A 6,582-nucleotide genomic window follows, 5' to 3' on the forward strand; every position below is an offset into this window, starting at 1 on the left:
CCCTAGGCTGCACCCGTGATCATGGATCTCGTCGTGGTCGGCGGCGGGCCCGCCGGACTCTCCGCCGCGCACGCCGCGGCCCGGGCCGGCGTCCGCACGCTCGTGGTGGAACGGGCCACCCACCCCCGGTACAAGACGTGCGGCGGCGGCCTGATCGGCACCTCGCTCGCCGAGGTCGCCGAGCGTGTCGAGGTGCCCGCCCACGACCGGGTCGACCGGATCACGTTCACCCGGGACGGGCGACGCGCGTTCACCCGCCGGCACCCCGCACCGCTGGTCACCATGATCCGCCGGGAGGAGTTCGACGACCGGCTGCGCGCCGCCGCCGTAGCCGCCGGGGCGCAGGTCCGCGAGGGCGTCGCGGTCCGCGCGATCGAGCAGGACCCCGACGAGGTACGCCTGCGCCTGGCCGGCGGTGAGACGGTACGCGCCCGTACCGTCATCGGCGCGGACGGCTCCTCCGGCGTGACGGCACGCCACGTCGGGGTGCGCTTCCGGCAGGTCGATCTCGGCCTGGAACTGGAACTGCCGGTGGACGCCACCGAGCGGGACCGCTGGCGTGGCCGGGTGCTGCTCGACTGGGGGCCGCTACCCGGCTCGTACGCGTGGGTGTTCCCCAAGGGCGACCGTCTCACCGTCGGTGTCATATCCGCCCGCGGCGACGGCGACCGGACCCGCGCCTACCTGCGCGACTTCACCGATCGGCTCGGCCTGTCCGGGGTGAGGCCGGAGCACGACTCCGGCCACCTGACCCGCTGCCGCACCGGGGACTCCCCGCTGCGGCACGGCCGGGTGCTGGTCGCCGGGGACGCCGCCGGGCTGCTGGAGCCGTGGAGCCGGGAGGGGATCAGCTACGCGCTGCGCTCGGGCCGGCTGGCCGGTGAGGCGGTGGCCGCCGGTGACCTCGACGCGTACGCCCGGGAGGTCGACCGGCGGCTGACGCCGGAGATGCGCGCCGGGCACCGGCTGCTGGAGGTGTTCGAGCGGCGGCCCGACGTGTTCCACGCGATGCTGGCGAGCCCGCTCGGCTGGCGGATGTTCGTCCGGTTCTGCCAGGGGCGGGCGAGCTTCGCCGAGGTGCTCGACCGGCGGCCGGTACGGGCCGGTCTGGCGCTGCTCGACCGGCTGCCCCCGCTCAGGGGACGATGACCGCCCGCCCCCGTACCTCGCCCCGGCGCAGCGCCTCGTACGCCTGCGGCGCCTCCGCGAGGGGGAACGTGTGCACGTCGGCGTGCAGCCGGCCGTCGCGGGCCAGCGCGATCACCTCGTGCAGTTCGGATCGGGTGCCCCAGAACGGCACCACCACGCCGGTCTCCAGCGGCACCGGCGGCGGCTCGTCGGCGACCGGCCGCACCGGTAGCGTGCCGCCGGCCAGGCCCACCAGCAGGATCTGGCCGCCGGTGGCGACCACCTGCCGGGCGGTGTCCAGCGTGGGTTGCGCGCCGACGAAGTCGAGCACCACGTCCGCGCCGTCCGGCGCCGGCCCGACCAGTTCGCGGATCCTGTCCACCGCGTCCGGGCCGGCCTGCACCGTGTGGTGGGCGCCGAGGCGCCCGGCCAGGTCCAGCGCGGCGGTGTTCGTGTCGACCGCGATGATCCGTACCGCGGTGGTGGCGAGCAGGATCTGCAACCCCATGTGCCCCAGGCCGCCGATGCCGATCACCACGCAGGTGGTGCCGGGCCGCAGCCGGGGCCGCGCCAGGTCCACCGCGTGGTACGGGGTCAGCCCGGCGTCGGTCAGCGGCGCCGCCTGGGTCAGGTCCATGTCGCCGACCGGCAGCAGCCGGGACGCGGGCACCACCACGTAATCGGCCAGCCCGCCGTCGCGGCTGAGCCCGATACCGCCGACCGGGGTGATCCGGCACCGGTTCTCCTCGCCTCGCAGGCAGGCCCGGCAGTAGCCGCAGCCGATGATGCCGTAGACCGCGGTCCGGTCGCCGGGCGACCAGCCGTCCACCCCGGCGCCGACCGTGTCGACGGTGCCGGCGATCTCGTGCCCGAGCGTCATCGGCATCGGGAACACCCCGGCCGGCGCGTCGAGGATGTGCAGGTCGGAGTGGCAGGCGCCGACCGCGCCGACGCGCACCAGCACCTCACCCGGGCCGGCCTGCGGCGTGGGCACCTCGGTGTGCTCCAGCACACCGGGTGCGGTCATCCGTACTGCGCGCATGTCTCCTCCACCTCGTCGCCCACGGTCGTCGCGGCGGCATACCCCTGCCGTAGCGGTTGATGCGGAGACGGGACGGGCGGGCGCACAATGCGGTCATGAGCGAGCCGGCCGAGTCGTTCACCGACGAGGAGTACGCGTTCCTGCGGCACGTCCGCTTCGGCGAACTGCCGGCCCGGGTGCGCCCGGAGGAGCGGATCGAGGCCGCCGAGACCGAGTTCCCGCCGGACCGGCCGGACCCGGCCGGCGGGGAGTCGGAGTGGCACCTGCGCGCGGGCGGCTGACGGGGCCCGGGCACCTGCCCGGACCCCGCCGCCCGGACGATCAGAAGACCGGCACGCCGTCGCGGACCAGCTTCCAGTTGGGCACGAAGAAGTCGGCCGGGTCGATGACGCCCTTGGCCTGTGCCCAGTCGATGAGCAGCTGGCGGATCTCCTGCTGGGCGTTGTAGACCTGGGTTTTCACGATGCCCGGGAAGTTGCCGCCGCCGCTGCGCCGGTAGTTGTTCACCGCCACCACGAACCGGGCGTCCGCCGCCACCGGCGTGTCCGTGCCGGCCAGCACCAGGCGGGTGATCCGCTGCCCGACCGGCCTGGCGATGTCGATGTCGTAGTCGACGCCGGAGAACACGTCGTAGTTGTAGTCCGGCACCGCCGGATCGCTGATCGTCTCCGGGTTCACCGGCGCGCCCGCCGGCAGCGTGACGAAGTACTTCGCCGAGTACTCCAGGTACGCCTTCACCTCGGCGCCGGTCAGCACGACCGCCTCCAGCGTGTTGTCGTACACGTAGAGGCCCGCCACGTCGCGGATCCGCACGTCGCCCTGCGGGAACACCGCGGTACGGCTGAACGGCGCGGCGATGGACAGCACCGGCAGGCCCGCGTACTCGCCGCCCGCGAGTGCCTCGGTGACCACCTCGGTCTGGACGTGGTTGATGAAGTCGAGGATCGGCGTGTCCTTGTACCGCGACTCGGCGGCCGACAGCTCCACGCTCGACTGCGCGACGACCCGGTTGACGTACTCGACGGTCGTGGCGTGCTGGCCGCGCACGGCCGCGAGCACCGCCGGGTCCTCGACCACGGTGTTGGTGTTCAGGGTGGTGGCCGACTTGGCGGTCACCGTCCAGCGGCCCTTCTCCCGGGTCAGCGTGAAGTCCATCCGGGTCAGCCGCTGGCCCCACTTCGACGGCTCCGAGGTGAGGACGCGCTCGCCGGTGGTGAGGTTGGTGACGAACTTCTCCGGCACCTCGTTGTGCGCGTGGCCGAACAGGATCGCGTCGATGCCGGGCACCTGCTCGGCGATCAGCGCGGTCGGGTTCTCGTTCGGCAGCTCCGGGCCGTAGCTGGAGGTGCCGCTGTCCCCGCCGTGGGCGGAGATGACGACCAGGTCGGCGCCGCGGCGGCGCATCTCCGGCACCCACTTCGTGGCGGTGGCGACCATGTCGGCGAAGACCAGGCGGCCCTCGACGTTGCCCTTGTCCCAGATGGCCACGCCGGGGTTGGTCAGGCCGAGGATGCCCACGCGCAGCTTCGGCGCGCCGTGCCCGCCGAGCTTGACCTCCTTGATCACGTACGGGAGGAACGCCGGCTTGCCGGTCTTCGCGTTGAGCGCGTTCGCGGCCAGGGCCGGGAAGCCGAGCTGCTCGATCCAGGTGGCCAGCAGCGGCAGGCCGTAGTTGAACTCGTGGTTGCCGAGCGTCACCGCGTCGTACCTGAGGATGTTCATGGCGCGGGCCATCGGGTGCGTCTCACCGGTGCTGGTGATCGGCTCCTGCTTGGCGTAGTACGTGGCCAGCGGCGTGCCCTGGATCGTGTCACCGGCGTCGAGGACCAGCGTGGCCCTGCCCTTGCGCTCGGCGCGGATCTGGTTGACCAGGGTGGCGAGCTTCGCGACGCCGACGTCGTTGTGCTTGCTGTCGTCGAACTCGGCGTCCTTGTAGTAGTCCCAGTTGTAGACGTTGCCGTGGGTGTCCGACGTGCCGAGGATCGTCAGGTCCCAGGTCTTCGGCTGCTTCGGCTTCGCCTCGGCGGGCGCGCCGGCCAGCAGGGGAGCGGTCGCGGCGGCGGCCGCGACGGCCAGCACCTGGCGCCGGGAGGCGCCGGAGGAGGAGGTCATGAGGTGCCTTTCCGAATGGGGGTACGCGCCTCGTGGGCGCCGTTGCGCACCATAACCACCACATGTCGCGTGCGCCACACCGGCCCGAATTGTTTCCCTTCCGGTCACGCGCTGCTGTTTTCCCGGCAGCCACCGGGGTAGGGGCGCATCCATGAGCGAGGACCAGTTCACCCAGCAGCACCCGGCCGAGCAGTACGGACAGCGCGACGGCCAGCCGTCGCAACAGCAGACGCCGCCCGGCAACGAGCAGGAGATGGGGCCGAAGCCCGACCACGGCGAGGAGTCGTACCGGGGCAGCGACCGGCTCACCGGCAAGCGCGCGATCATCACCGGCGGCGACTCCGGCATCGGCCGGGCCGTGGCGATCGCCTTCGCCCGCGAGGGCGCCGACGTGCTCGTCACCTACCTCGCCGACGAGGAGGAGAAGGACGCCCGGGAGACGGTCGCCCTGATCGAGCAGGCCGGGCGCACCGGCGTCGCGGTCCGGTGCGACCTGCGCGAGGAGGACAACTGCCGCGCCCTCGTCGACCAGGCGCTGCGCGACCTCGGCGGCGTCGACATCCTGGTCAACAACGCGGCGTACCAGATGTCGCAGGACAACGGCCTGCTCGACATCACCACCGAGCAGTTCGACCGGGTCTTCAAGACCAACGTGTACGCCATGTTCTGGCTCTGCAAGTTCGCGGTGCCACACATGAAGGAAGGCTCGACGATCATCAACACGTCGTCGATCCAGGCGTTCGACCCGTCGCCGCAGCTGCTCGACTACGCCACCACAAAGGCCGCCATCGCCAACTTCACCAAGGCGCTCGCGCAGAACCTCGCCGAGCGCGGCATCCGGGTCAACGCGGTCGCGCCCGGCCCGATCTGGACGCCGCTGATCCCGGCCACCATGCCGGAGGAGAAGGTGAAGCAGTTCGGTACCGACACGCCGCTGGGCCGTCCCGGCCAGCCGGCCGAGCTGGCGCCCGCGTACGTCTACTTCGCCTCCCAGGAGTCCAGCTACGTCACCGGCGAGATCCTCGGCGTCACGGGTGGCCGCCCGACGAAGTGAGCCGCCCCGGCTGGTGCCGTCGTGGCCTTCTGGTCCCGCCCTCGGCCGCCTGGTTCCGCTGCTCAGCGGGGCCAGGTGGCCATCCGGCGGCGGACCTCGGCGATCCGCGACGCGTCCAGGCCGTAGCGGGTGAACCGGCGGTCGGCCAGCCCGTCGAGGTAGCGGCCCGCCGCGCGCACGTCCTCGTCATCAAGCGCCGGGTCGACCTGCCGGGCCAGCTCCAGCAGCTCCGCGACCGTGTACCGGTCCAGCGCGGCGGACACGTCGATGTAGTCGCGTACCTCCCGCCGGTTCACCAGCGCGGCGGTCTTGTTGGCGATCAGGTCGCGGACGTCCATCACCGGGCCGAGGTCCATCACCACCGGGCTGCGGTGCCGGTCCAGGCGGGCCAGGCTGAGCCGGATCTGCCGGCCGTCCCGGCTCACCACGAAGTCGCGCAGGTCCCTGTCGAAGCCGTCGAACACCTCACCCAGCCCGCCCGGGTCAACCTCGGCCACCCGGTAACCGGCCCGTTCCAGCGCCGCACGTACACCGTCGGCCGCCGCCGCGGCGGCGCCCTCCACGTCGGCGAACAGGTCGACGTCCTCGGTGGGGCGGGTGACCAGGCCGTGCACGGCCCACGCCACCCCGCCGCCGAGCACGAAACGGTGCGGGCCGGCCGCGGCAAGCGCCACCCGGGCCACCTGCCGGTAGAAGTCGTGCGGATGGGTCACGCGGCGCGCAGGCTCCGGTGCCGGCCCTCCCAGGCCAGGCGTACGCCCCGGGGCAGGTTGAGCAGCGGCCACAACCGGCGCAACGTGCCCGCGTGGATCAGCTCGCGCAGATCCTCCACCCGGGTCGTCTCGCGCAGCACGTTCTCGTACATCCAGAGCAACTCGTCCGGGTCGCCCAGGTCGAACGCGCGTTCGCTGCTCCACATCAGGCGTACCGGCAGCTCGACGATGCCGGTGGTGGGGCCGGTCAGCTCGTCCAGGGTGCGCGCCACCACGGCGGGTCGCCCGGGGCGGGCGAGGTACGCGTGCGCGGTGACCGACATGGCATCAGGGTAACCCCAACCCGGCCCCTTTCCCCCCATCGTTCCCGCGTAGCTCCCCCACAGCACCCGCCCCGCCCCGCCTGACCGCCCGCCACCCGCTCCCCGCCCGCCTCACTCTGCCCCGCCCCACGCCGCCCCGCCGCCCCCGGCCTCGCCCCGCCCTGTCCCGCCTCGCCCCGTCGATCATGAAGTTGGACCGGACAAACCGGT

7 protein-coding genes are annotated in these 6,582 nt (G+C 72.9%); 3 read left to right on the forward strand and 4 right to left on the reverse strand.

Annotated elements, in window-relative coordinates; all coding sequences use genetic code 11:
- The first annotated feature begins 21 nt into the window (after positions 1-21).
- Complete coding sequence (locus tag IRY44_RS29925; protein WP_194803491.1) at positions 22-1,149, forward strand: geranylgeranyl reductase family protein; 1,128 nt, start codon at positions 22-24, stop codon at positions 1,147-1,149.
- On the opposite strand, the gene IRY44_RS29930 is transcribed toward IRY44_RS29925, so the two are convergent.
- Complete coding sequence (locus IRY44_RS29930; RefSeq protein ID WP_194803486.1) at positions 1,136-2,170, reverse strand: NAD(P)-dependent alcohol dehydrogenase; 1,035 nt, start codon at positions 2,168-2,170, stop codon at positions 1,136-1,138. The genes IRY44_RS29925 and IRY44_RS29930 overlap by 14 nt on opposite strands.
- A gap of 95 nt (positions 2,171-2,265) precedes the next feature.
- Between IRY44_RS29930 and IRY44_RS29935 the strand changes: the two genes are divergently transcribed.
- Positions 2,266-2,451 carry a hypothetical protein gene (locus tag IRY44_RS29935; RefSeq protein ID WP_228533086.1) on the forward strand — a complete coding sequence of 62 codons (186 nt, stop codon included), beginning with the start codon at positions 2,266-2,268 and terminating at the stop codon, positions 2,449-2,451.
- A gap of 40 nt (positions 2,452-2,491) precedes the next feature.
- Here the strand turns inward: IRY44_RS29935 and IRY44_RS29940 are convergent, their stop codons facing one another.
- The gene (locus tag IRY44_RS29940) at positions 2,492-4,282 is read right to left on the reverse strand and encodes a bifunctional UDP-sugar hydrolase/5'-nucleotidase (protein WP_194803488.1); all 1,791 of its coding nucleotides are present in this window, start codon (positions 4,280-4,282) and stop codon (positions 2,492-2,494) included.
- A gap of 151 nt (positions 4,283-4,433) precedes the next feature.
- On the opposite strand from IRY44_RS29940, the gene IRY44_RS29945 reads away from it, so the two are divergent.
- Positions 4,434-5,336, forward strand: coding sequence for an SDR family oxidoreductase (locus tag IRY44_RS29945; protein ID WP_194803489.1), 903 nt, complete (start codon positions 4,434-4,436; stop codon positions 5,334-5,336).
- Between the two features lie 62 nt (positions 5,337-5,398).
- Here IRY44_RS29945 and IRY44_RS29950 read toward each other — a convergent pair whose 3' ends face one another.
- Together IRY44_RS29950 and IRY44_RS29955 are read right to left on the reverse strand one after the other, a co-directional pair.
- Positions 5,399-6,049, reverse strand: coding sequence for a nucleotidyl transferase AbiEii/AbiGii toxin family protein (locus tag IRY44_RS29950; protein ID WP_194803490.1), 651 nt, complete (start codon positions 6,047-6,049; stop codon positions 5,399-5,401).
- Entirely contained in the window at positions 6,046-6,372 is a 327-nt protein-coding gene (locus IRY44_RS29955; protein ID WP_135240221.1) for a hypothetical protein, read from the reverse strand. Before IRY44_RS29955 ends, IRY44_RS29950 begins: the two co-directional genes overlap by 4 nt.
- Between the last annotated feature and the right edge of the window lie 210 nt (positions 6,373-6,582).

This window comes from Micromonospora sp. ANENR4 (genome assembly GCF_015354395.1).
Classification (GTDB): Bacteria; Actinomycetota; Actinomycetes; order Mycobacteriales; family Micromonosporaceae; genus Micromonospora; species Micromonospora aurantiaca.